Origin of the sequence: Pseudomonas sp. 2957 (assembly GCF_031456345.1) — a bacterium.
Classification (GTDB): domain Bacteria; phylum Pseudomonadota; class Gammaproteobacteria; order Pseudomonadales; family Pseudomonadaceae; genus Aquipseudomonas; species Aquipseudomonas siliginis.
On sequence record NZ_JAVDUL010000001.1, the window covers coordinates 170,077 to 192,028 of the forward strand.

General features: G+C 60.1%; 18 protein-coding genes. 10 read left to right on the plus strand and 8 right to left on the minus strand.

The features are described from left to right. Nucleotides 1–229: 229 nt before the first annotated feature. Nucleotides 230–2,821 carry a glycosyltransferase gene (locus J2Y39_RS00725; RefSeq protein ID WP_310214428.1) on the minus strand — a complete coding sequence of 864 codons (2,592 nt, stop codon included), beginning with the start codon at nucleotides 2,819–2,821 and terminating at the stop codon, nucleotides 230–232. A gap of 214 nt (nucleotides 2,822–3,035) precedes the next feature. Here J2Y39_RS00725 and tcdA point away from each other — a divergent pair, with 214 nt between their 5' ends. Continuing rightward, a complete protein-coding gene (gene tcdA / locus J2Y39_RS00730) occupies nucleotides 3,036–3,854 on the plus strand; it encodes a tRNA cyclic N6-threonylcarbamoyladenosine(37) synthase TcdA (RefSeq protein WP_150743265.1) in 819 nt (272 codons plus the stop codon). Nucleotides 3,855–3,970: 116 nt separating this feature from the next. Here the strand turns inward: tcdA and J2Y39_RS00735 are convergent, their stop codons facing one another. The 4 genes from J2Y39_RS00735 to J2Y39_RS00750 all read right to left on the minus strand — a co-directional run bounded on the left by J2Y39_RS00735 (nucleotide 3,971) and on the right by J2Y39_RS00750 (nucleotide 7,137). After that, nucleotides 3,971–4,375 (minus strand): SufE family protein, encoded by a 405-nt coding sequence (locus J2Y39_RS00735; RefSeq protein ID WP_310214432.1) that lies wholly within the window; start codon nucleotides 4,373–4,375, stop codon nucleotides 3,971–3,973. Beyond that, the gene (locus J2Y39_RS00740; protein ID WP_056783198.1) at nucleotides 4,372–5,577 is read right to left on the minus strand and encodes an aminotransferase class V-fold PLP-dependent enzyme; all 1,206 of its coding nucleotides are present in this window, start codon (nucleotides 5,575–5,577) and stop codon (nucleotides 4,372–4,374) included. Before J2Y39_RS00740 ends, J2Y39_RS00735 begins: the two co-directional genes overlap by 4 nt. A 131-nt stretch (nucleotides 5,578–5,708) precedes the next feature. Further along, on the minus strand, nucleotides 5,709–6,743 hold the full coding sequence (dapD, locus tag J2Y39_RS00745; protein ID WP_041478134.1) for a 2,3,4,5-tetrahydropyridine-2,6-dicarboxylate N-succinyltransferase: 1,035 nt from the start codon (nucleotides 6,741–6,743) through the stop codon (nucleotides 5,709–5,711). Between the two features lie 31 nt (nucleotides 6,744–6,774). Continuing rightward, the gene (locus J2Y39_RS00750) at nucleotides 6,775–7,137 is read right to left on the minus strand and encodes an ArsC family reductase (RefSeq protein WP_038860603.1); all 363 of its coding nucleotides are present in this window, start codon (nucleotides 7,135–7,137) and stop codon (nucleotides 6,775–6,777) included. A gap of 295 nt (nucleotides 7,138–7,432) precedes the next feature. On the opposite strand from J2Y39_RS00750, the gene J2Y39_RS00755 reads away from it, so the two are divergent. After that, nucleotides 7,433–9,064 (plus strand): Na+/H+ antiporter, encoded by a 1,632-nt coding sequence (locus tag J2Y39_RS00755; RefSeq protein ID WP_310214437.1) that lies wholly within the window; start codon nucleotides 7,433–7,435, stop codon nucleotides 9,062–9,064. 45 nt (nucleotides 9,065–9,109) lie between these two features. Here J2Y39_RS00755 and dapC read toward each other — a convergent pair whose 3' ends face one another. The 3 genes from dapC to map form a co-directional block, all read right to left on the minus strand. Then, a complete protein-coding gene (dapC, locus tag J2Y39_RS00760) occupies nucleotides 9,110–10,309 on the minus strand; it encodes a succinyldiaminopimelate transaminase (protein WP_310214438.1) in 1,200 nt (399 codons plus the stop codon). Nucleotides 10,310–10,530: 221 nt separating this feature from the next. Further along, the gene (locus J2Y39_RS00765) at nucleotides 10,531–13,233 is read right to left on the minus strand and encodes a [protein-PII] uridylyltransferase (RefSeq protein ID WP_016771478.1); all 2,703 of its coding nucleotides are present in this window, start codon (nucleotides 13,231–13,233) and stop codon (nucleotides 10,531–10,533) included. A gap of 40 nt (nucleotides 13,234–13,273) precedes the next feature. Continuing rightward, nucleotides 13,274–14,056 (minus strand): type I methionyl aminopeptidase, encoded by a 783-nt coding sequence (gene map / locus J2Y39_RS00770; RefSeq protein ID WP_056783207.1) that lies wholly within the window; start codon nucleotides 14,054–14,056, stop codon nucleotides 13,274–13,276. Between the two features lie 372 nt (nucleotides 14,057–14,428). Between map and rpsB the strand changes: the two genes are divergently transcribed. The 8 genes from rpsB to rseP all read left to right on the plus strand — a co-directional run bounded on the left by rpsB (nucleotide 14,429) and on the right by rseP (nucleotide 21,898). Next, on the plus strand, nucleotides 14,429–15,166 hold the full coding sequence (gene rpsB / locus J2Y39_RS00775; RefSeq protein ID WP_003222119.1) for a 30S ribosomal protein S2: 738 nt from the start codon (nucleotides 14,429–14,431) through the stop codon (nucleotides 15,164–15,166). Between the two features lie 191 nt (nucleotides 15,167–15,357). Then, nucleotides 15,358–16,221 carry a translation elongation factor Ts gene (gene tsf / locus J2Y39_RS00780; protein ID WP_095180487.1) on the plus strand — a complete coding sequence of 288 codons (864 nt, stop codon included), beginning with the start codon at nucleotides 15,358–15,360 and terminating at the stop codon, nucleotides 16,219–16,221. 209 nt (nucleotides 16,222–16,430) lie between these two features. Further along, nucleotides 16,431–17,174, plus strand: a complete 744-nt coding sequence (pyrH, locus tag J2Y39_RS00785; protein ID WP_003222124.1) for a UMP kinase — start codon at nucleotides 16,431–16,433, stop codon at nucleotides 17,172–17,174. Continuing rightward, complete coding sequence (frr, locus tag J2Y39_RS00790) at nucleotides 17,171–17,728, plus strand: ribosome recycling factor (protein WP_007954771.1); 558 nt, start codon at nucleotides 17,171–17,173, stop codon at nucleotides 17,726–17,728. Before pyrH ends, frr begins: the two co-directional genes overlap by 4 nt. A gap of 14 nt (nucleotides 17,729–17,742) precedes the next feature. Beyond that, nucleotides 17,743–18,498, plus strand: coding sequence for a polyprenyl diphosphate synthase (uppS, locus tag J2Y39_RS00795; protein WP_016771475.1), 756 nt, complete (start codon nucleotides 17,743–17,745; stop codon nucleotides 18,496–18,498). Then, nucleotides 18,498–19,304, plus strand: a complete 807-nt coding sequence (locus tag J2Y39_RS00800) for a phosphatidate cytidylyltransferase (protein ID WP_016771474.1) — start codon at nucleotides 18,498–18,500, stop codon at nucleotides 19,302–19,304. The genes uppS and J2Y39_RS00800 overlap by 1 nt, the downstream gene beginning before the upstream one ends. Next, on the plus strand, nucleotides 19,301–20,491 hold the full coding sequence (gene ispC, locus J2Y39_RS00805) for a 1-deoxy-D-xylulose-5-phosphate reductoisomerase (protein ID WP_310214445.1): 1,191 nt from the start codon (nucleotides 19,301–19,303) through the stop codon (nucleotides 20,489–20,491). Before J2Y39_RS00800 ends, ispC begins: the two co-directional genes overlap by 4 nt. Before the next feature lie 54 nt (nucleotides 20,492–20,545). Next, nucleotides 20,546–21,898, plus strand: a complete 1,353-nt coding sequence (gene rseP, locus J2Y39_RS00810) for a sigma E protease regulator RseP (RefSeq protein WP_310214448.1) — start codon at nucleotides 20,546–20,548, stop codon at nucleotides 21,896–21,898. Nucleotides 21,899–21,952: the final 54 nt, after the last annotated feature.

Here is a 21,952-nt window from a genome sequence, read left to right on the forward strand (position 1 = left end):
ATCATGGGGTGTGAGCTTGGGCTTCTAATGTGGGAGCGAGCCTGCTCGCGAAAGCGGTCTACCAGGCACCTTAAAGGTTGAATGTTACAACGCCTTCGCGAGCAGGCTCGCTCCCACAAGGGACAGGGGTGGTCAGTCAGACCGGTTATCACGCCAAGCCCCGCAAAATGGCGGTTATCTTAAAGCAAAACGGCGACCATTGGCCGCCGTTTAGTGCTGCGTTGCGGATTTAGACGACCGGTGCCGGCTCAGCCTTGGCCGCAGGTTTGGGCAGCGACGACAGGAACGCCATGATCAGCGCTGCCAGGTACGGCAGCGACTGCACCAGCAGCATGGTCACCCAGAAGCGCATGTCATTGCTCGGAATGCCCTGCACCAGGAAAATCCCCAGCGCCGCGCCCCACAGCAACAGCATGATGAACAGCTCCTCGCGAGCCTCGCTGATCGCCACCCAGAAACCGTGGTTGTCAGCGTTTTTCGGCGTGCGGAAGAACGGAATGCTGCTGGTGAAGAAACCGTACAGCACCGCTTTGGCGATGGTGTGCGACAACGCCAGCCCGGCCAGTGCCGCGCAGAACGCATCTTTCAGATTCACGCCGACGGCGCGACGGTAGAGGAAGATGATCTTGCCGACCTTGAACACGAACAGCGCCAGCGGCGGGATTGCGAAAATCAGCAACGGTGGATCGACCCGTTGCGGCACGATGATCATCGCCGCCGACCACAACAGCGCGCCAACGGTGAAGAAGATGTTCATGCCATCGGCAACCCACGGCAGCCAGCCGGCGAGGAAGTGATAACGCTGACCGCGAGTCAGTTCGGTGTCCTTGCCGCGCAGCAGGCTGCGGGTGTGGCGCTTGATGATCTGGATCGCGCCATAGGCCCAGCGGAAACGCTGTTTCTTGAAGTCGATGAAGGTATCCGGCATCAGGCCCTTGCCGTAGCTGTCGTGGTAATACGCCGCCGACAGGCCTTTCTCGAACACGCGCAAACCGAGTTCGGCGTCTTCACAGATGCACCAGTCAGCCCAGCCCAATTCTTCCAGCACGGAACGGCGGGTCATGGTCATGGTGCCGTGCTGAATGATCGCGTCACGGTCGTTGCGGGTGACCATGCCGATATGGAAGAAGCCTTTGTATTCGGCGTAGCAGAGCTTTTTGAAGGTGCTTTCGTTCTGGTCGCGATAATCCTGCGGCGACTGCACCACGGCGATTTTCGGGTCGGCAAAGTGCGGCACCATGTGCTTGAGCCAGTTCGGGTGCACGCAGTAATCGGAGTCGATCACGGCAATGACTTCGGCATCCTTGGCGGTGTGCGGGATCAGGTAATTCAGCGCGCCGCCCTTGAAGCCGGCCAGCGGCGAAACGTGGAAGAACTTGAAGCGCGGGCCGAGGGTTACGCAGTAGTCACGCACCGGTTCCCACACCGCCGGATCCTTGGTGTTGTTGTCGATGATCAGGACTTCGAAATCCGGATAATCGAGCGCGGCCAGGGCATCGAGGGTCTGTTTGACCATCTCTGGCGGCTCGTTGTAGCAGGGCACGTGGATCGACACTTTCGGCCGGTAGTCGGAATCGCCCAGCACCGGCAGGAATTCCCGACGGCGTTTGTGAATCCACACCGCTTCGGCCAGTTCATGGGCCTCGGTGAGCAGGACGATGAATACCCCGAGCGCACCGAGCGCGAGGAGGAATCCGACCGTGAGGCTGAACCACGTGCTGTATTGCTGGCTGTAGTCGTAACCGATGTACACCAGCACCGAACCGCAGAGGAACGCGATAAACGTCAGAAAGGTGCGACCGCGCTGGCGCAGGGCCGAGCCGTCGATCATCAGCAGGGTCAGCGACAGCAGCGCCAGCACCACCGAACCGATGGCCAGCACGCGCCATTGCGGAATCGCCACCACCGGGCCTTCGAAATTGAATTTCTGCTGGCGCGCGGCGTTGAACACGCCCCAGTAGGCGCCGACCGAACCTTCGTCGCTGGCCTTCCACGGCTGATCGAACGCTTCGATCACGAAGTAGTTGAAGCCTTGGCGATTGAGCTTGTTGACCAGTGTGCGCAGGTAAATCGCCTGATCTGCCGGCGAGGCATCGGCGCCACCGCGCATGCGACCGTTGCTCGGCCAGCCTACCTCGGACAGCAGCAGCGGTTTTTTCGGAAAGAGTTTTTTCAGATCGCGGGCGCGGTCGAAGACGAACTGGCCGGCCTTGTCCACCGGAATGAATTCCCAGTAGGGCAAGACGTGGGCGGCGATCAAATCGACATGTTTGGCCAGTTGCGGGTATTTCTCCCAGATGTGCCATTGCTCGGAAGTGGTCACCGGTACTTTGACCGCAGCGCGCACCCGATCCAGCAGAACGATCAGGGCTTCCGGGGTGATTTCTTCACGAAACAGCGCTTCGTTGCCGACCACCACGCGCACGACGCTGCGCGAGGTGTTGGCCAGTTCGATGGCTTTGGTGATTTCCCGTTCGTTGCGTTCCTGGTCCGGGCTGATCCAGATACCGAGGGTGACGCGCAGGCCGAATTCCTCCGCCAGTTTCGGGATGTCTGCCAGCGAACCGTCGACCGAATAGATACGGATGTTGTCGGTCAGCTTGCTCATGATTTCCAGGTCACGGCGCATTTCATCGTCAGACGGATACTGATCCTTCTGTGGGAATTGCCCCTGCTGGAATGGCGAATACGAGAAGCCGGAGATTTGCTGCGGCCAGTTCGGCGCCGTTACCGGGCGATTGACCAGCGCCCAGAAACCGGTGAACAAGGCAGCGATGGCCAGCACCACCACCAGGTTGAGTCCAAATTTACGCGATGACATAGCTGTTTCGGGTTCCAAAGGCTGTGGAACGAAGGATCGGTCGGATAGACGCCCGAGGGGCGCGCATCCTACACCGGCGGTTAACCAGTCGTACAACTGACGGGAAAATGCCTGACATTGGGCAGCCGTCTCTGACTTAAGTTCTTACACTTGTCGCTTGCAGCTTAAAACTTGTCGCTGCGTAGCCCTATAATGCGCGCCGGTTTTTGGGGTAATGGTCATGAGTACAGAAGATCCGCGGTTTGCAGGCATCGCCCGGTTGTATGGCATCGAGGGCCTGGAACGCTTGCGCGCCGCCCATGTGGCGATCGTCGGCGTTGGTGGCGTCGGTTCCTGGGCGGCGGAAGCCATGGCCCGTTGCGGAGTTGGCGAGATTTCGTTGTTCGACCTCGACGACGTCTGCGTCAGTAATGCCAACCGTCAGTTGCACGCCTTGGACAGCACTGTCGGCAAACCCAAGGTCGAGGTGATGGCCGAGCGCCTGCGCGGGATCAACCCCGATTGCACGGTGCACGCCGTGGCCGATTTCGTCACCCGCGACACCATGGCCGAATACATCACGCCGAACATCGACTGCGTGATCGACTGCATCGATGCGGTGAACGCCAAAGCGGCACTGATCGCCTGGTGCAAACGCCGCAAGATCCAGATCATCACCACCGGCGGCGCGGGCGGGCAGATCGACCCGACGCTGATTCAGGTTTGCGACTTGAACCGCACCTTCAACGATCCGCTGGCCTCGAAAGTCCGTTCGACGTTGCGCCGGGACTACGGCTTCTCCCGCACCGTGACCCGTCACTACAGCGTGCCGTGCGTATTTTCCACCGAACAGCTGCGCTACCCGAAACCGGATGGCAGCATTTGTCTGCAGAAAAGTTTTGTCGGCGACGGCGTGAAGCTCGACTGCGCCGGCGGGTTTGGCGCGGTGATGATGGTTACCGCGACATTTGGCATGGTCGCAGCGACCAAGGCTGTGGACAAGATTGTGGCGGGGGTGCGGCGCCCTTCGGACCGAGTAAAACCTCAGGTTTGAACGGTGAGGCTGATGACCTCATCGCTGGCAAGCCAGCTCCCACAGGTATTGGGTAAGTTCAGTGCATCTATGAACACCACCGAACCCTGTGGGAGCTGGCTTGCCAGCGATGGCGATTAACCGGCCAACTCATTCATCCGCTGGAGCACCGCATTCAGGCCATTACTGCGCGAAGGCGACAACTGCCGCGACAGTCCCAGCTGATTGAACCACTGCGGCAGATCCACCTGCTGCAACTCCACTGCCGACAAGCCGTTGACCCGCAACAGCAGCAACGCCACCAACCCGCGAATCATCCGCGCATCGCTGCTTGCCTTGAACTGCCAGTGCCCGTCGCGCAAATCCCCGACCAGCCACACCTGGCTCTCACAACCATGCACCCGATTGGCCTCGCACTTTTGCGCGTCATCCAGCGCCGGCAAGCGATCGCCAAACTGCATCAGCAGCCGCGCGCGCTGTTCCCAGCCCGCCGCATTCTGAAACGTCTGCAGCGCTTCGGCCGCTTCCACCGGCAGGCTCATCGCAACAACTCCAGCGCCTGATCCAGCGCCTCGAAAAAGCGCTCCAGATCTTCCGAGTCGTTATACAGCGCCAGCGACACGCGAATCGCCCCAGCCAGTTCGAAGCTTTTCATCAGCGGCATGGCGCAGTGATGCCCGGCGCGTACGGCGATGCCTTGTTCGGTGAGCAGATGCGCCAGATCAGCGTTGTGCACGCCTTCGACGACAAAACTGGCCAGTGCCAGTTGCGGCTTGCCCAGCAGGCGAATGCCGTTGCGGGCAGCGAGGCCGCGCAACAGATAGTCGTGCAGCGCCGCTTCATGGGCAGATACGGCGTCCTGATCCAAACCGGCCAAGTAGTCGAGGGTCGCTCCGAGGCCGATGACACTGGCGATTGGCGGTGTGCCAGCCTCGAACCCCAACGGCGCCGGGCGGAAGCGCGAATCCTGATAGTTGGCGTCCAGCACCATTTCGCCGCCGAACTGCCATGGCTGCAACTGCTCCAGCGCAGCGTTGCGCCCGAACAGCACGCCCAGTCCCTCAGGGCCGTAGAGCTTGTGGCTGGAAAACACATAGAAGTCGCAACCCAGCGCCTGCACATCATGCCGGCCGTGCACCACGCCTTGCGCGCCATCGACTACCGTCAGCGCGTTCTGCGCCTTGGCCATGCCGAGCAACGCGGTCAGTGGCTGCCAGGCACCAAGGACGTTGGACAGCTGACTGACTGCCAGCAAACGCGTGCGCGGGCCGATCAGATGCACGGCAGCGGCGAGGTCGATCAGGCCGTCGGCATCCAGCGGCAGGATCACCAGTTTCAGGTTGCGGCGTTGCGCCAGTTGCTGCCACGGCAACAGGTTGGCGTGATGCTCCAGAGCGCTGATGACAATCTCATCGCCCGGCTCGAACAAATGTTCAAGACCGTAAGCCAGCAGATTCAAGGCACTGGTGGCGCCGTGCGTGAAAATTATCTGCCCGCTGTCACCGGCATTCAGCCACTGGCCAACCTTGCGCCGGCTGTCTTCGAACGCTTGTGTCGCGTGGGCACCCGGCAGGTGTTGCGCACGATGCACATTGGCCGCGCCGTTGGCGTAGTAATGCGTCAGTGCGTCGAGCAGGGCCTGGGGTTTTTGCGTGGTGGCGGCGTTGTCCAGATAGGTCTGGTCTTGCCGTTGCAGCGCGGCGATAGCCGGGAAATCAGCGCGCCACGGGGAGGGGATCATCATGGGTTCAGCCCTGTGAAATTGGGCGGGGTGTACGCCAAACCTTGTGGGAGCGAGCCTGCTCGCGACAGCGTCCTTGAGGACGCCAGAAGCTTCGCGAGCAGGCTCGCTCCCACAGGAGGTCGATGTGCTGCTTAGTTGTGAGCGTGCAGCGCTTCGTTCAGTTCGATCGCCGATTTGTGGGTCTTGCATTCCACAGCACCGGTTTCCGAATTACGCCGGAACAGCAGATCAGTCTGACCGGCCAGCTCACGTGCTTTCACAACCTTGACCAGATTGTTGTTTTCGTCGAGTAGCGCAACCTTGGTGCCGGCGGTCACGTACAGGCCCGATTCCACAGTGTTGCGGTCGCCCAGCGGAATGCCGATACCGGCATTGGCGCCGATCAGGCAGCCTTCACCGACCTTGATCACGATGTTGCCGCCGCCCGACAGGGTGCCCATGGTCGAGCAACCGCCGCCCAGGTCCGAACCCTTGCCGACGAATACGCCAGCGGAAACGCGGCCTTCGATCATGCCCGGGCCTTCGGTGCCGGCGTTGAAGTTGATGAAACCTTCGTGCATCACGGTGGTGCCTTCGCCGACGTAGGCGCCCAGACGCAGACGTGCGGCATCAGCGATACGCACGCCGGCCGGTACCACGTAGTCGGTCATCTTCGGGAACTTGTCCACGGAGAACACTTCCAGCAGTTCGCCGCGCAGACGCGCTTCGAGTTGCATTTCCGCCAGTTCGCTCAGGTCGATCGCGCCCTGGCTGGTCCACGCCACGTTCGGCAGCAGCGGGAAGATACCGGCCAGGCTCACGCCGTGCGGCTTGACCAGACGGTGCGAGAGCAGATGCAGCTTGAGGTAGGCCTCAGGCGTGGAGGTCAGTTGCGCGTCTTCGGCCAGCAGCGTGGCGACCAGCGGCTTGTGGCTTTCAGCCAGGCGGGTCAGCAGCTTGCCTTGCACGGCGTCGATGCCTTTCACGGCTTCAGCCAGTTGCGCAGCCTGGGCGGTGGTGAAGGTGATGGCCTGGTTGCCTTCGGTGTAACCGAGGATCGGCGCAACAGCCGCGACCAGTTCGGCCGAAGGGTTGAGCAGTGGCTGCGCGTAGAACACTTCCAGCCATGCGCCTTGACGGTTCTGGGTGCCGACACCAAAGGCGATGCTGAACAGGGAATTGGACATGTGAATACCTCTACAAAGAGTGACGGGCTGCTTACTTCAGAGCGGCCGCGTAGATATCTGGCTTGAAGCCAATCAGGGTTCGGTCACCGAGATCGAGCACCGGGCGCTTGATCATCGAGGGTTGCGCGAGCATCAGTTCGATGGCTTTCGCCTGGTCGAGATCGGCTTTGCGTTCGTCGTCGAGTTTGCGAAAGGTCGTGCCGGCGCGGTTCAGCACGGTTTGCCAGCCGTGCTCGTCGCACCATTGGGTCAGGTGCTCACGGTCAATGCCGGCAGTCTTGTAATCGTGAAAGTCATAACTGACAGCGTGTTCATCGAGCCAGGTGCGCGCCTTTTTCATGGTGTCGCACGCCTTGATGCCGAAAAGGTGCAACGTTTTACTTGAAACGGCCAAGGAATCGCCCCCTTTACAGGTGCTGGAAAAAAATGGTGACGGATTATGCCATGACCGGACGGTTTCGCGGCGCCTCAGGTCGATTTGGCAATGCAAAACCCTGTGGGAGCGAGCCTGCTCGCGAAGAGGTCATATCAGTCAATACCTCTGTTCGCTGAACGACCGCTTTCGCGAGCAGGCTCGCTCCCACAAGGGGGTCGCGTTCCGGTCGTGCGACATAGGTGCAACGGTCAGCCACAGCCTAAGGCGCTAATATGGCAGTTCAACGCTGTCGATCGCCTGAGATTTTCGTTTTATGCAAACTGCTTACACCGTCCTGATCCTGCTGATGCTGGTCAGCGTCTCGCGCTTGGTCGGGCGGGTTATCCCGCTGCCATTGCCGCTGGTGCAAATCGCCGCCGGTGCCTTGCTCGCCTGGCCGACCCTGGGGCTGCACGTCGCCCTCGACCCGGAATTGTTCCTGTTTCTGTTCCTGCCGCCGCTGCTGTTTTCCGATGGCTGGCGCATGCCCAAACGCGCCTTCTGGCAATTGCGCGGACCGATCCTGACCCTGGCCGTCGGCCTTGTTCTGTTCACCGTGGTCGGTGCCGGCTATTTCATTCATTGGCTGTTGCCGACGATTCCGCTGCCGGTGGCCTTCGCCCTTGCAGCGGTTTTGTCACCGACGGACGCCGTAGCGGTTTCAGCGATTTCGCAGAACCGTCTCCCGACGCCGCTGATGCACATCCTTCAGGGCGAGGCGCTGATGAATGACGCCTCAGGCCTGGTGACCTTCAAATTCGCCCTCGCTGCAGCGGTCACGGGCGTGTTCTCGTTGACCAATGCCAGTCTGACCTTCGTCGCGGTGGCGCTCGGTGGGCTGGCGGTCGGTGTGGCGTTGAGCTGGCTGGTCGGACGCCTGCGCGCGTGGATGATCGCCCGGGGCTGGGACGATCCGGCCACTCACGTGGTGTTCATGTTGCTGCTGCCGTTCGCCGCTTATGTACTGGCCGAACGTTTGGGCGCTTCAGGGATTCTCTCGGCGGTGGCGGCGGGGATGATGCAAAGCTGGCTCGACCTGCTGCCGCGCCAGACCAGCACGCGATTGCTTAATCGCAGCGTCTGGGCGCTGCTCGAATTTGCGTTCAATGGCTTGATCTTCCTGCTGCTTGGCCTGCAATTGCCAGACATCATCAAGGCCGTGGTCAGCCATGAGCCGACGCTGTGGCCGACGTTGTTCTATCGCTGCCTCGATGTATTGGCGATTTTCGTCGCGCTGGTGCTGCTGCGCTTCATCTGGGTGCAAAGCATCTGGCGCTTGTCGGTGTTACTGCGCCGAGTGCGCGGCAAGGGCGAGCTGACCCAAGTGCCGACGGCGCGTTCATGCTGGTTGCTGACGGTGGGTGGTGTGCGCGGGGCGGTGACGCTGGCGGGCGTGATGTCGGTGCCGATGCTGATCGGCGCCGAGGCTTTTCCTGAACGCGACTTGCTGATTTTCATTGCTGCCGGGGTGATTCTGCTGTCGCTGGTCTCGGCCTGTATCGCGCTGCCCTTGCTGCTGCGCGGCATCGACAAAAGTCCCGACGACAAGCGTCGTCAGGAAGTGCGCGACGCCTGGCGCAAGACGGCCGAAGCGGCGATTCACTCGCTGGAAACCGAAGAAGTCGTCCCACAGGATGCCGCTCAAGCAGCGCTGGCGGCAGAGCTCAAGGCGCGGATCATGTCCGAATATCGCCATCAACTTGATGTGTTCAATGATTCTGCCGAGGCTCAGGCGCTGGCATTCCAGATGGATCTGCTTGAGCGTCGCCTGCGTTTGAAAGCGCTGCGCGCGCAACGCCTGGAACTCTACAGCCTCAGTCGTCAGCACCAGATCGGTGATGACGTGTTGCGAGAAGTGCTCGGCGAACTGGATTTGAGCGAGGCCAATCTGGGTCAGGTCAAATAACCGCTTGAGCGCTTGCAGCAGGGGGCTGCCGCAAGCGCTCCGAGATCACTTCTGGCGGGTGATGAAGTCACGAATCCGTTCGGCGGCTTCGACGCATTCCGCCAGCGGCGCAACCAGTGCCATACGCACACGGCCGGCGCCAGGATTGACGCCATCGACATCGCGAGACAGATACGAGCCCGGCACCACGGTCACGTGCTCCTGTTCGAACAGATCGCGGCAGAACGCCGCATCATCGCCCTGCACATTCGGCCACAGATAGAAGCTGCCATCCGGACGCTGTACGTCCAGCACCGGGCTGAGGATGTTCAGCACCGCATCGAACTTCTCGCGATACAGCGCACGGTTGGCGCGCACATGCACTTCGTCATTCCACGCAGCAACGCTGGCCAGTTGGGTTTGCACTGGCATCGCACAGCCGTGGTAAGTGCGATAGAGCAGGAAACCCTTGAGGATGTCGGCATCGCCGGCAACGAAGCCTGAGCGCAGGCCTGGCAGGTTGGAGCGCTTGGACAGGCTATGAAAGACCACGCAGCGCTTGAAGTCATTGCGGCCCAGTTCGACGCAGGCGCTGAGCAGGCCCGGCGGTGGGGTTTGCTCGTCGAAGTACAGTTCGCTGTAGCACTCGTCGGCGGCAATCACGAAGTCGTACTGATCAGCCAAGGCGATCAGCTTCTTCAGGGTCTCAACCGGAATCAGCGCGCCGGTCGGGTTGCCCGGCGAGCACAGGAACAGGATCTGGCAGCGCTGCCAGATCTCCGGCGCTACTGCGTCGAAGTCCGGGTTGAAGCCGTTTTCATCCAGGCACGGCAGATAATGCGGCTTGGCCCCGGCGAGAAACGCCGCGCCTTCGTAGATCTGATAGAACGGGTTCGGGCTGACCACCAGCGCATCGTCGCCACGGTTGACCACGGTCTGGGTGAAGGCGAACAGCGCTTCACGGGTGCCGTTGACCGGCAGCACATTTCGCGCCGGATCGATCCAGCCGTTCGGCACGCCAAAACGACGCTCGCACCAGCCGGCGATGGCTTCGCGCAGGGCCGGGATACCGAGGGTGGTCGGGTACACCGCCATCTGATCCAGATTGTTCGCCAGCGCTTCGGCGACAAAACTCGGCGAACGGTGTTTCGGCTCGCCGATCGACAGGGCGATCGGGCGTTTGTCCGGGTTCGGCGTAACGCTGCCGAGCAGGGCGCGGAGCTTTTCGAACGGGTACGGCTGGAGCTGGTTCAGAGCGTTGTTCATTGGGGCCTCTTTTAAATGCTCAAGAGCTTTCTGTGGCGAGGGGCTTTATCCCCGTTGGGCTGCGCAGCGGCCCCAAAACCATCACTGCGGTTCAACTGAATGTCCGCATACACAGGTTTTACGACTGCTTCGCAGCCCAACGGGGATAAATCCCCTCGCCACAGGGGATTGTATGTACCGGAGGAAAGCATGGGCTGCATTCACAGGGATAAACGGGTGATTCAGATACTGATCCGCGAAAGTTTGATATCCGGTTCCTGATTGACGCTCAGTTGTTCGACGATCGCATCTTGCAGACGGCTGCACAGCAGCGGATCGGACAGCGGCTGGTTGTGCGCGTCGGTGATGAAGAACACGTCTTCCACGCGCTCGCCCAGGGTCGCAATCTTGGCGTTCTGCAGCGACAGGTCGAACTCGAGGAAAATCCCTCCGACCCGCGCCAGCAGGCCCGGCCGGTCAGGCGCGGTCAGCTCCAGCACGGTCACTGGACGTTGGGCGTCGTTGTGGATCGTTACTTGCGGGGCGAAGGCGAAGTGTTTGAGCTGGCGCGGCACACGGCGCTGGATGATCGTTGGGTAGTCGTCCGGGTTGCGCAGCGCTTCGGTCAGGCCTTCGCGGATCTGCTTGATCCGCGCCGGGTTGTCGCCGATCGATTCGCCTTCGTTGTCGAGCACGATGTAGGTGTCGAGGGTGAACTGGCTGCTTGAGGTGATGACCCGGGCGTCGTGAATGTTCAGGTTGAGCTGGTCCATCGCCGCCACGGTCACGGCGAAGAAGTCGTGCTGGTCCGGTGCATAAATGAAGATCTGCGTGCCGCCCTCGAACTCGCGCTGGGTGGTTTCCTTGATCAGCACCAGCGGCCCGCCATCCACCGGTTGCTGCAGGATCGCATCGCTGTGCCAGGCGACGTCGCCGGCGGTGTGGCGCAGGAAATAGTCATCGCCCAATTGCGCCCACAGCTGCTCGACGTCGTCCGGGTCGGTGCCGCCGCGCACCAGAATGTCCAGCGCGGCGCTTTGCGTCTGGCGAATCTGTTCTTCGCGATCCACCGGGTTTTCCAGGCCCCGGCGCAGGGCGCGCTTGGTCTCCGTATAGAGCTGGCGCAGCAGACTGGCGCGCCATGAGTTCCACAGCGTCGGGTTGGTCGCGTTGATATCGGCCACGGTCAGCACGTAGAGGTAGTCGAGGCGCGTTTCGTCGCCGACCGCCTGGGCGAAATCGTGGATCACCTGCGGGTCGGACAGATCCTTGCGCTGCGCAGTGGTGGACATCACCAGGTGGTTCTGCACCAGCCAGACGATCAGGCGGCTGTCCCACACCGGCAACTGATGGCGCTGGCAGAACGCCTCGGCATCGACCGCGCCAATCTCCGAGTGATCGCCATGCCGGCCCTTGCCGATGTCGTGGTACAGGCCGGCCATGTAGATCAGCTCAGGTTTGGGCAGCTTGGCCATGAGCTTGGCGGCCAGCGGAAATTTCTCCGAGACCTGGGTGTACTGCAGTTTGCGCAGGTGTTTGATCAGATTCAGCGTGTGCGCATCGACCGTATAAATGTGGAACAGGTCGTGCTGCATCTGCCCGACGATAAAACCGAACTCCGGCAGATAGCGCCCGAGAATGCCGTAACGGTTCATCCGCCGCAGATTGCGGTGGATACCGATCTTGCACTTGAACAGCTCGATGAACAGGCTGGTGTTGCGGATATCGTTACGGAAGTTGTCGTCGATCAGATGACGATGTTCGCGCAGCAGACGAATGGTGTCGGCGCGCACGCCTTTGATTTCCGGCTGCTGGGCCATCAGCACGAAAATTTCCAGCATGGCGAACGGCGTGCGGCGGAACACATTGTCATTGCGCGCCTCGATGTAACCGTCATGCAACTGGAAGCGCGAGTTGATCGGTTGCGGCGGCGCTTCGTCTTCCGGGGCGAGGATGACTTCCTCGAAGTGCTGGATGATCAGATCGCTCAGTTGGGCGATGCTCATCACGGTGCGGAAGTACTGCTGCATGAAGTTTTCGACCGCCTGTTTGGCGTCGTCTCCTTCAAAGCCAAGCAGGCCGGCAATGGTGCGTTGATGATCGAACAGCAAGCGGTCTTCGGAGCGACCGGCGAGCATGTGCAAGGCATAGCGCACTTTCCACAGAAATTCCTGGGAGGAGGCGAGCAGGGCATTTTCGCTTTCGACCAGAAAACCTTCGCCGGCGAGGGCGCGCAGGTTCAGGGTGCCGTACTGTCTGCGGGCGACCCAGAGGATTGTCTGAATATCGCGCAGGCCGCCGGGCGAGCCTTTGACGTTCGGTTCGAGGTTGTATTCGGTGTCGTTGTATTTGTGATGACGAGCCTTCTGCTCGGCTCGCTTGGCCAGGAAGAACTCCTTGGCCGGCCACATGTGCGCGGTGCTGGTGACGTCGAGCATGCGCTGGCGCAGACGCTCGGGGCCGCAGATGGTGCGGCTTTCCATCAGGTTGGTGACGACGGTCAGATCGGCGCGGGCCTCTTCTGCGCATTCGTCGACCGAGCGCACGCTCTGGCCGACTTCCAGACCGATGTCCCACAACAGCGTCAGAAAACGCTCGATGGAATCGCGGAAAACTTCGTGGTCGGCACTGTCGAGCAGGATCAGCAGATCAATGTCGGAATAGGGATGCAGCTCGCCGCGACCGTAGCCGCCCACTGCCACAAGGGCGATGTCGGCGTCTTCGCTCCAGTTGAACTGCTCCCAGGCCTTTTGCAGGATATTGTCGACAAACCAGGCGCGGTCTTCGATCAGCCGGCGGATGTCGCGGCCATTGCGAAAACGCGTGTCAAGGACCTCGCGAGCCTGGCGGATCGCCTTCTTGAACGCCGCGATGGGACTCGCTTTAAGGGCCAGTTCAGCCTGGAACTGGCCGCGGTCGAAGAGTTCGGGATCCACCTGCGGCATCGATTGGCTTTCCTTCTATAGGCTGGGAGCGTTCTGGGTGTCAGGCCGAGATGCGCGCGATGGTGTCATCGCTGCGCAAGGTGAAGATCTCGTAGCCGGTGTCGGTGACCAGCAGGGTGTGTTCCCACTGTGCCGAGAGCTTGCGGTCCTTGGTAATCGCGGTCCAGCCGTCGCCGAGAACCTTGGTGTCGGCCTTGCCCTGGTTGATCATCGGCTCAATGGTGAAGGTCATGCCTGCCTTCAGTTCCATGCCAGTGCCGGCGCGACCGTAGTGCAGGATCTGCGGCTCTTCGTGGAAGACCTTGCCGATGCCGTGGCCGCAGAACTCGCGCACCACCGAGAAACCGTTCTTTTCCGCGTGCTTCTGGATCACTTCACCGATGTCGCCGAGGCGGCAGCCAGGTTTGACGATCTCGATGGCCTTGTACATGCATTCCTGAGTGACCTGCGACAGGCGCTCGGCCCAGACCGGCACTTCGCCGACGTGGAACATGCGGCTGGTGTCGCCGTGGTAGCCGTCCTTGATCACTGTGACGTCGATGTTCAGGGTGTCGCCGTTTTTCAGCGGCTTGTCATTCGGAATGCCGTGGCAGACCACATGGTTGATCGAAGTGCAGATCGACTTCGGGTAGCCCTTGTAGTTGAGCGGGGCAGGGATGGCCTGCTGCACGTTGACGATGTAGTCATGGCAGATCTGGTTGAGCTGATCAGTGGTCACGCCCGGTTTGACATGTTCGGCAATCATTTCCAGCACATCGGCGGCCAGTTTGCCGGCGACACGCATGCCAGCGATGTCCTCGGGGGTTTTGAGGTTGACGGTCATACAGGCTCTCTCTGCGCTCGGCGGCGCTTACGGATACGAATTGGGTGGCAGGTGTATTTTTGCGACCCTGAAAAACGCGATTCTAACAGACGAGAGGCGCAAATCCGCGCCTGCATGTCTGGCTTGTGTCTATACAATGGTGCCCATCGAGCCGATTCCAAGGGGGCTGCGCCCATGTCGCCGGTGCGAATACAGATTCCGGGTTCCGTTTCTGCGCACCCTGTGGTATAAAATGCGCCGCTTTCCGGGGATGCCCCGAAAAGCTTAAATCCACACACGTGTCGACACGATGACCTGGGTGCCTTGGGCTTTATGCCTCTGGTTGGTCATTGGGATACGTGGAGGCCAAACCCGACTTATCAAGGAACTATCATGTCCCAAGTCAACATGCGCGATATGCTGAAGGCCGGTGTGCACTTCGGTCACCAAACCCGTTACTGGAATCCGAAAATGGGTAAGTACATTTTCGGCGCGCGTAACAAGATTCACATCATCAACCTTGAAAAAACCCTGCCAATGTTCAACGAAGCTCTGACTTTCGTAGAGCGTCTGGCCCAGGGCAAAAACAAGATTCTGTTCGTCGGCACCAAGCGTTCCGCTGGCAAGATCGTTGCTGAAGAAGCAGCACGTTGCGGTTCGCCGTACGTCGATCACCGCTGGTTGGGCGGCATGCTGACCAACTTCAAGACCATTCGTGCTTCCATCAAGCGTCTGCGTGACCTTGAAGTTCAAGCCGAAGACGGTACTTTCGCCAAGCTGACCAAGAAAGAAGCGCTGATGCGCTCCCGTGATCTTGAGAAGCTGGATCGTTCGCTGGGCGGCATCAAGGATATGGGCGGTCTGCCAGACGCACTGTTCGTGATCGACGTTGACCACGAGCGCATCGCGATCACCGAAGCCAACAAGCTGGGCATCCCGGTCATCGGCGTTGTCGATACCAACAGCAGCCCGGAAGGCGTTGACTACATCATCCCAGGCAACGATGACGCCATCCGCGCTATCCAGCTGTACATGGGTTCGATGGCTGACGCAGTTATCCGCGGTCGCAACAACGTTGCTGGCGGTACTGTTGAATTCGCAGCTGAAGAAACTCAGGCTGCAGCTGAGTAATCGACGCCCCTGGCGTTGACTCAGTAAGCAAAAAGGGGGCTTGGCCCCCTTTTTGCCACCTCGAAAACCATTTGTCGGCGCCCACGTCTGTATTTGTCATGTGCGGCAGCCAACATGGGTGGTTCGGGAAGAATTGAACGCCCGTTCGATCGGGTGGAATGGTTGAAAACCTATCCAAGAGGAATTTGAAAATGGCAGCAATTACTGCAGCGTTGGTCAAAGAACTGCGCGAGCGTACCGGCGAAGGCATGATGGATTGCAAGAAAGCCCTGGAAAAGGCTGACGGCGACATCGAAAAAGCCATTGATGACATGCGTGCTTCGGGCGCCATCAAGGCTGCGAAAAAAGCTGGCAACGTTGCCGCTGAAGGCGCAATCGCCATCAAATCGAATGACAAGGCAGCCGTGCTGCTGGAAGTCAACTCGCAGACCGACTTCCTGGCCCTGCAAGACGATTTCAAGAACTTCGTTGCTGCCAGCGTAGAAAAAGCTTTCGACGAAAAACTGACCGACGCAGCTCCGCTGATCGCCGCTCAGGAAACGGCTCGTGAAGCGCTGGTTGCCAAAGTCGGCGAGAACGTCAACATCCGTCGTCTGGTACGCGTAGAAGGTGACGTTGTCGGCACCTACCTGCACGGTAACAAGATCGGTGTTGCTGTTGTCCTGAAAGGCGGTGACGTCGAGCTGGCCAAAGACATCGCTATGCACGTTGCTGCAAGCAACCCTGAGTTCCTGCTGCCTTCGCAAGTCTCCGACGAAGCGATCGAGCGTGAGAAAGCTGTGTTCCTGCAGCTGAACGAAGAAAAGATCAAAGGCAAGCCAGAAAACATTGTTGAGAACATGGTCAAAGGCCGTATCAGCAAGTTCCTGGCAGAAGCGAGCCTGGTCGAGCAGGCGTTCGTCAAGAACCCTGAAGTCAAGGTTGGCGAGCTGGCCAAGAAAGCCGGCGCTGAAATCGTTTCCTTCACTTACTTCAAAGTAGGCGAAGGCATCGAGAAGCCGGTCGACAACTTCGCTGAAGAAGTTGCTGCCCAGCTGGCTGCCGCCAAGCAATAAGACAGTTTTTCAACTGTCGCCCGAAAGAGGCTGCCCGCTAACGCGCGCAGCCTCTTTTCAGATGGGGTACCAATTTTTTATTTGGTTTCCACCCGGAACTGACTTACAAAGCCATGTTCCGATGGCGCTGCAGCAGCGCCAAGCTAGAGTGAACGCCAGCTGTAAACAGCTCGCAAAGAATTTTAAATACGCCGCAGGAGAGATTCGCAATGGCTCAGCAGGGCAGTGGTTATCAGGCTCGCTATAAACGCATTCTACTCAAGCTTAGCGGCGAGGCCCTGATGGGCTCGGAAGAGTTCGGGATCGATCCGAAGGTGCTGGATCGCATGGCGCTGGAAGTCGGCCAGCTGGTCGGCATCGGCGTCCAGGTCGGTCTGGTCATCGGCGGTGGCAACCTGTTCCGTGGCGAAGCCCTGAGCAAAGCCGGTATGGATCGGGTCACGGGCGACCACATGGGCATGCTGGCCACTGTGATGAACGCCCTGGCCATGCGCGATGCGCTGGAACGTGCCAATATCTCGGCCATCGTCATGTCCGCCATCTCCATGGTCGGTGTGACCGATCACTACGATCGCCGCAAAGCCATGCGTCACCTGAACTCCAAAGACGTCGTGATCTTCGCGGCCGGTACCGGCAATCCGTTCTTCACTACGGATTCGGCAGCCTGCCTGCGTGCAATCGAAATCGACGCCGACGTAGTGCTCAAGGCCACCAAGGTTGATGGCGTGTACACCGCAGACCCGTTCAAAGACCCGCATGCCGAGAAGTTCGATCATCTGACTTATGATGAAGTACTGGATCGCAAGCTGGGCGTAATGGATCTGACTGCCATCTGCCTGTGCCGCGATCACAAGATGCCGCTGCGCGTATTCAACATGAACAAGCCCGGCGCCCTGCTGAACATCGTGCACGGCGGCGCTGAAGGGACTTTGATCGAGGAAGGCCAACAATGATCAACGAAATCAAGAAAGACGCCCAAGCGCGTATGCAGAAATCCCTGGAATCTCTGAACCACGCGTTCGGCCAGATTCGTACCGGCAAGGCTCACCCGAGCATCCTCGGCAGCGTCATGGTGCCTTACTACGGCACTGACACTCCGCTGAGCGGCGTTGCCAACGTCACCGTGAAAGATTCGCGCACCCTGCAGGTTGTGGCCTTCGAGCGCAACATGCTCGCTGCCGTCGACAAGGCAATCCAGAGCGCCGGTCTGAACCTCAACCCGACCAATCTGGGCGAGTTGCTGTTGATCCCGATGCCTGCCCTTACCGAAGAAACGCGCAAAGGCTTCACCAAGCAGGCGCGCAGCGCAGCGGAAGACGCGCGCGTTGCTGTGCGCAACATCCGTCGTGATGCCTTGGGCGAGCTGAAGAAACTGGTCAAGGACAAGGAAATCAGCGAAGACGAAGAGCGTCGTGCCATCGCTGATATCGACAAGCTGACCAAAGAATCCGAGGCCCAGATCACCAAGGCCACGGACGAGAAAGAAAAAGACCTGATGGCCGTATAAGGGTCGAGCTTTAAATGGACAAGACCAAGCAGACTGCGCCGTCCGCGGTGCCGCGCCATGTCGCGATCATCATGGATGGCAATAATCGCTGGGCGAAAAAACGCTTTATGCCGGGTGTCGCCGGGCATAAAGCGGGCGTGGATGCTGTGCGGGCGGTGATCGAGGTGTGCGCTGAGGCCAAGGTCGAAGTCCTGACCCTGTTCGCCTTCTCCAGTGAAAACTGGCAGCGCCCGGCCGATGAAGTCAGTGCCTTGATGGATCTGTTCTTCAAGGCGCTGCGTCGTGAGGCCAAGCGTCTCAACGACAACAACATCAGCCTGCGCATCATTGGCGATCGCTCGCGCTTCCACCCTGAGCTTCAGGCGGCGATGCGCGAGGCCGAGGCCATGACGGTCGGTGCCAACCGCTTTGTCCTGCAGATCGCCGCCAACTATGGCGGCCAATGGGATATCGCTCAGGCCGCGCAGCGTCTGGCGCGTGAAGTCCAGGCCGGGCACTTGCGCCCGGAGGACATCACCCCGGATCTGCTGCAGACCTGTCTGGCCACCGGCGATCTGCCGTTGCCTGACCTGTGCATCCGCACCGGTGGCGAGCATCGCATCAGCAACTTCCTGCTGTGGCAGCTGGCCTACGCCGAGCTGTACTTCTCCGACCTGTTCTGGCCGGACTTCAAACACGACGCCATGCGCACCGCGCTGGCCGATTTCGCTTCACGCCAGCGTCGCTTCGGTAAAACGAGCGAACAGGTCGAAGCTGGAGCCCGGGTTTAATGCTTAAACAACGAATCATCACTGCACTGATCCTGCTGCCGATCGCCTTGTGCGGTTTTTTCCTGCTCAAAGGTGCCGGCTTCGCGCTGTTCATCGGTCTGGTAGTCAGTCTCGGTGCGTGGGAATGGGCGCGTCTGGCCGGCTTCACCGCACAGTCGTTCCGCGTCGGCTTTGCCGCCGTGGTCGCCTTGATGCTGTTTGTCATGTACGTGCTGCCCGGGCTTGCGCCTTGGGTGCTCGGTGCATCGGTAATCTGGTGGGCGATTGCGACTTATCTGGTGCTGACGTATCCACGCTCGAGCGCGCACTGGTCCACAGCGGCGACCAAACTGCTGATTGGTCTGCTGATCCTGCTACCTGCGTGGCAGGGTCTGGTGCAGATCAAGCAGTACCCGCTGGGTAACTGGTTGATCATGGCGGTGATGGTGTTGGTCTGGGGCGCGGACATCGGCGCTTACTTTTCCGGGCGCAAGTTCGGCAAGCGCAAGCTCGCGCCGCAGGTCAGCCCGGGCAAGAGCTGGGAAGGCGTGTACGGTGGTCTGGCGCTGAGTCTGGTGATTACCGCGATTGTCGGGCTGGTGCGCGACTGGACCGTGGCCGAGCTGCTCAAAGGCCTGATCGGCGCTGCAGTGATCGTCTTCATTTCCGTGGTCGGTGACCTTACCGAAAGCATGTTCAAGCGCCAATCCGGCATCAAGGACAGCAGTAATCTGCTGCCCGGGCATGGTGGCGTGCTGGATCGCATCGACAGCCTGACCGCGGCCATTCCGGTGTTCGCCGTATTGCTCTGGATGGCCGCACCGTGAGTCGTCCCCAGCAGATTACGGTGTTGGGTGCGACCGGTTCGATCGGTCTGAGCACCCTTGATGTGATTGCGCGTCATCCTGAGCGTTATCAGGTTTTCGCATTGAGTGGTTTCACGCGCCTCAGTGAGTTGTTCGCGTTGTGCGTGCGTCATGTGCCCCAGTTTGCCGTGGTGCCTGAAGTGGCCGCAGCGCGCGGTTTGCAGGATGACTTGCGTGCAGCCGGTTTGCCGACTCGCGTCCTGGTAGGCGAGGAGGGCCTGTGTCAGGTTGCCTCCGCGCCCGAAGTCGATGCAGTAATGGCGGCCATCGTCGGTGCGGCCGGGCTGCGTCCGACACTGGCGGCGGTCGAGGCGGGCAAGAAGATTCTGCTGGCCAATAAAGAAGCGCTGGTGATGTCCGGCGCTCTGTTCATGCAGGCCGTGCGCAAAAGCGGTTCGGTACTGCTGCCGATCGACAGCGAACACAATGCGATTTTTCAATGCATGCCAGCGGATTTCGCCCGCGGCTTGGGCTCGGTGGGTGTGCGACGGATTTTGCTGACAGCCTCTGGCGGGCCGTTCCGGCAGACACCGATGTCCGAGCTGGCGCATGTTTCGCCTGAGCAGGCGTGTGCACATCCGAACTGGTCCATGGGGCGCAAGATCTCCGTGGATTCTGCGAGCATGATGAACAAGGGCCTGGAACTGATCGAAGCCTGCTGGTTGTTCGATGCCAGGCCGGCTCAGGTCGAAGTGGTGATTCATCCGCAGAGCGTGATCCATTCTCTGGTGGATTACGTCGATGGCTCGGTGCTGGCGCAATTGGGCAACCCCGACATGCGCACACCGATCGCTAACGCATTGGCCTGGCCGGAGCGTATCGATTCCGGCGTAGCGCCACTTGATCTGTTCGCCATTGCACGACTGGATTTCGAAGCGCCCGATGAAAGCCGTTTCCCCTGCCTGCGTTTGGCCCGTCAGGCGGCCGAAGCTGGCGACAGCGCGCCGGCGATGCTTAACGCGGCCAATGAAGTGGCGGTTGCAGCGTTTCTCGACGGACGGGTTCGCTACCTGGAAATCGCGAGTATCATCGAGGAAGTCTTGAATCTGGAGCCGGTGGTGGCGCTGAACGATCTGGATGCCGTATTTACGGCGGACGCGAAAGCGCGATTGCTGGCCGAGCAATGGTTGAGTCGGCACGGCCGATAGTTTTTGCAACACAACGGCGACACGCGACACTGAACAGGATTGCGGAGAAAGTAGATGAGCGCGCTCTATATGATTGCCGGCACCCTGATCGCCTTGGGTGTGCTGGTCACCTTCCACGAATTCGGCCACTTCTGGGTCGCGCGTCGCTGTGGCGTCAAGGTTCTGCGTTTCTCCGTGGGCTTTGGCATGCCGTTGCTGCGCTGGCATGACAAGCAAGGCACCGAGTTCGTGGTCGCCGCGATTCCGCTGGGCGGCTACGTCAAGATGCTCGACGAGCGCGAAGGCGAAGTGCCGGTCGATCAGCTCGATCAGTCGTTCAATCGCAAATCGGTACGTCAGCGCATTGCTATTGTTGCCGCCGGCCCGATTGCCAATTTCCTGCTGGCGCTGGTGTTCTTCTGGGTGCTGGCGATGCTCGGCAGCGAGCAGGTGCGTCCGGTCATCGGCGCGGTCGAGTCTGGCAGCATTGCCGCCAAAGCTGGTCTGAACGCGGGTCAGGAGATCGTCTCGATCGATGGCGAGCCAACGTCCGGTTGGGCTGCGGTCAATCTGCAACTGGTGCGTCGTCTCGGTGAAAGCGGTGCCATTCAATTGCTGGTGCGCGAGCAGGGTTCGACTGCCGAGTCGCCCCGCACGCTGGCACTGGATAACTGGCTCAAAGGTGCCGACGAGCCGGATCCGATCCGCTCGCTGGGCATTCGTCCTTGGCGTCCGGCCTTGCCGCCGGTGCTTGCCGAGCTGGACCCGAAAGGTCCGGCCCAGGCCGCCGGGCTGAAAACCGGCGATCGCTTGCTGGCGCTTAATGGCCAGCCGCTCGATGACTGGCAGCAAGTGGTCGATACCGTTCGTACGCGTCCTGATACCAAAATCATGCTGCGCATCGAGCGCGACAATGCTCAAATCGACGTCCCTGTGACCCTGGCGGCGCGCGGTGAAAGCAAATCGCCAAGCGGTTATCTGGGCGCTGGCGTCAAAGCCATCGACTGGCCACCGGAAATGATCCGCGAAGTCAGCTATGGCCCGCTGGCCGCGATTGGCGAGGGTGCCCGTCGCACTTGGACCATGAGCATTCTGACGCTGGATTCACTGAAGAAAATGCTGTTCGGCGAGCTCTCGGTAAAAAACTTGAGTGGACCGATAACCATTGCTAAAGTGGCGGGCGCTTCTGCCCAGTCGGGCGTCGCTGATTTCCTGAATTTCCTTGCTTATCTGAGTATTAGCCTGGGCGTTCTGAATTTGCTGCCCATTCCTGTACTGGATGGGGGGCATTTGTTGTTTTATCTGATCGAGTGGGTGCGTGGTCGCCCCTTGTCGGATCGGGTGCAAGGTTGGGGGATACAGATCGGTATCAGTTTGGTGGTCGGGGTGATGTTGCTTGCTCTGGTCAACGATCTGGGTCGACTGTAACGCTTCGCTGAATTGCGAATCTGCCGCATTTTGCGGCAGTTTGTTTATTGCCAG

Coding starts and splice junctions, on each gene's coding strand:
- J2Y39_RS00735 (WP_310214432.1), bottom strand. CDS start 4,375: ATGAGCCTGCCGGTGGAAGCGGCCGAAGCGCTGCAGACGTTTCAGAAT.
- frr (WP_007954771.1), top strand. CDS start 17,171: ATGATCAACGAAATCAAGAAAGACGCCCAAGCGCGTATGCAGAAATCC.
- J2Y39_RS00800 (WP_016771474.1), top strand. CDS start 18,498: ATGCTTAAACAACGAATCATCACTGCACTGATCCTGCTGCCGATCGCC.
- dapD (WP_041478134.1), bottom strand. CDS start 6,743: ATGTCCAATTCCCTGTTCAGCATCGCCTTTGGTGTCGGCACCCAGAAC.
- map (WP_056783207.1), bottom strand. CDS start 14,056: ATGACCGTCAACCTCAAAACCCCCGAGGACATCGCTGGCATGCGTGTC.
- uppS (WP_016771475.1), top strand. CDS start 17,743: ATGGACAAGACCAAGCAGACTGCGCCGTCCGCGGTGCCGCGCCATGTC.
- J2Y39_RS00765 (WP_016771478.1), bottom strand. CDS start 13,233: ATGCCGCAGGTGGATCCCGAACTCTTCGACCGCGGCCAGTTCCAGGCT.
- J2Y39_RS00725 (WP_310214428.1), bottom strand. CDS start 2,821: ATGTCATCGCGTAAATTTGGACTCAACCTGGTGGTGGTGCTGGCCATC.
- rseP (WP_310214448.1), top strand. CDS start 20,546: ATGAGCGCGCTCTATATGATTGCCGGCACCCTGATCGCCTTGGGTGTG.
- tcdA (WP_150743265.1), top strand. CDS start 3,036: ATGGTCATGAGTACAGAAGATCCGCGGTTTGCAGGCATCGCCCGGTTG.
- pyrH (WP_003222124.1), top strand. CDS start 16,431: ATGGCTCAGCAGGGCAGTGGTTATCAGGCTCGCTATAAACGCATTCTA.
- J2Y39_RS00755 (WP_310214437.1), top strand. CDS start 7,433: ATGCAAACTGCTTACACCGTCCTGATCCTGCTGATGCTGGTCAGCGTC.
- tsf (WP_095180487.1), top strand. CDS start 15,358: ATGGCAGCAATTACTGCAGCGTTGGTCAAAGAACTGCGCGAGCGTACC.
- dapC (WP_310214438.1), bottom strand. CDS start 10,309: ATGAACAACGCTCTGAACCAGCTCCAGCCGTACCCGTTCGAAAAGCTC.
- rpsB (WP_003222119.1), top strand. CDS start 14,429: ATGTCCCAAGTCAACATGCGCGATATGCTGAAGGCCGGTGTGCACTTC.
- J2Y39_RS00740 (WP_056783198.1), bottom strand. CDS start 5,577: ATGATGATCCCCTCCCCGTGGCGCGCTGATTTCCCGGCTATCGCCGCG.